This is a genomic window from Corynebacterium sp. (assembly GCF_030530965.1).
GTDB lineage: Bacteria > Actinomycetota > Actinomycetes > Mycobacteriales > Mycobacteriaceae > Corynebacterium.
Window position 1 is genome coordinate 44,951 of the sequence record NZ_JAUMTY010000014.1, and the last position, 1,762, is coordinate 46,712.

General features: G+C 61.9%; 2 protein-coding genes and 1 pseudogene. 1 reads left to right on the forward strand and 2 read right to left on the reverse strand.

Going from position 1 to position 1,762, the window contains the following annotated elements; all coding sequences use genetic code 11:
* Positions 1-155, reverse strand: a 155-nt coding sequence (locus Q3981_RS04470; RefSeq protein WP_303124273.1) for a sterol carrier family protein, incomplete at its 3' end; no start/stop codon positions are given.
* 163 nt (positions 156-318) lie between these two features.
* Between Q3981_RS04470 and Q3981_RS04475 the strand changes: the two genes are divergently transcribed.
* Positions 319-1,377: an acyl-CoA thioesterase gene (locus Q3981_RS04475; RefSeq protein WP_303124268.1), complete on the forward strand. Its 1,059-nt coding sequence runs from the start codon at positions 319-321 to the stop codon at positions 1,375-1,377.
* A gap of 115 nt (positions 1,378-1,492) precedes the next feature.
* On the opposite strand, the pseudogene Q3981_RS04480 reads toward Q3981_RS04475, so the two are convergent.
* A pseudogene (locus Q3981_RS04480) lies at positions 1,493-1,762 on the reverse strand (glycosyl transferase); the annotation flags it as partial.

Here is a 1,762-nt window from a genome sequence, read left to right on the forward strand (position 1 = left end):
TGACGTGGGCCTTCGATGCACTGCACCGCCGCAAACGGAGGAACACGAACTTCCACGCTATGGCCGGGGGCGTCGGCTTCTAATGCCTTCAGACTCGTGCGGACCGCGCGGGCGATCACGCTCCGTGGGGGGCGTTCGACGTTCTGCGGGTCCATCGCCCAGGGCCTGACTTGTTCCAGGTCCGCCACCAACTGCTGCGCATCAATTCTCTTGGTCACGCACTAACTGTATCGCCACCCCTTACAATGCAAGAGTTACATAGTTCACTGCCCGCTGAGCGGGACCTACATAAGCACCGACGCATCAATAAAGGAAACCATGACAACCAAGGACACAGGACACACCACTGACACCGCAGAATCCGGAGCGACGGCCGAGAAGCCCCACGCGACCGGCCGACGTAACAACAGCGTCACGCTACGATTCCTCGCAGCCCCTAACGACATCCTGCTCGCGGGCGCGATGGGTGTCCACGGCGGGCGCGTTCTCGAGTGGATCGACAAAGCTGCCTACGCGTGTGCCGTCGGCTGGTCAGGGGCCTACTGTGTCACGGCATACGTCGGGCATATTCACTTCACCCGGCCGATTCCATCCGGGCACCTCGTCGAGGTGAAATCCACCATCGCCTACACGGGGCGATCGTCGATGCACATTGTCAACGAAGTCTTCTCCGCCGACCCGCGCGACGGTTCCTTCAGCCGCGCCTGCGACTGCCTGGTCATCTTCGTCGCGTTGGACGAGCATGGAAAATCCATCCCCGTCCCCACCTGGACCCCCACCACGGAGGAGGAGATCCGAGTCCGCGACGCCGCTCTCTCCCGCGTCGATCTTCGCAAAGCCATCGAAGACGAAATGCTGAAACAGACATACACGGAGGACTCGACGGCCCCTGAGCTGGTCACCCGGTTTATGGCGAAACCCCAAGACGTCAACTGGGGCGGCAAGGTCCACGGTGGCACCGCGATGGCATGGATCGACGAAGCAGCCACCGCCTGCACAATGGAATTCGCTGGTCATCGCACTGTCGCGGTCTATGCGGGCGGGATCCGGTTCTACCGGCCGATCCAGATTGGGGATCTCATTGAAGCCGACGCCCGGATCATCCGTACCGACACGCGTTCCATGCAAACTAGTGTTCACGTTTACGCCGGCGACCCGCGGGAAGGGCGCAGCGGGATGAAACTAGCGATCCACGCCTCGGCCGCTTATATGGGTATCGACGAGGACGGGAACCCGCTGGCTGCGCGCCATTTCACCCCCACGACGGAGGAAGATAAGCGCCTCGCCGAACACGCGGAGACGCTGCGTAATCTGCGTGCCGAGTACTCCCCCCACCCGCTTGTGCCACAAAATCCGATCTCGCGGCGGATTCAGTAAGGCGGTCGATGGGGCGCGGGGCGGGCCGCAACCCGAGGCTGGGGGCGGACGGACAGGTGCGCCCCCGGTGCAGCCCCGGCGGGCGTCGTCTCAAACGGCCTGCAATCACCGAGCGTTATGAGCTCTTCTCCTGGGTGAGGTCATAAACGGTCACACCGTCGATAGTCGTAGCACTGAAGTGCTCCTTAACCCATGACGTGATCTCGTTGTTCCCACCAGGGGCACCACCCTGACCAGAATCAGCAATGAAGAAGTGAATCTTCTTCTCCGAGACCAGCTTCTTGAACTGATCCAAGGTCGGCGCATCATCGCTACCGCTGAAGCCGCCGATCGGCATAACATCCGTGTCCGTCGCCAACTGGTAGCTGGCCGCACCTTGCGAACC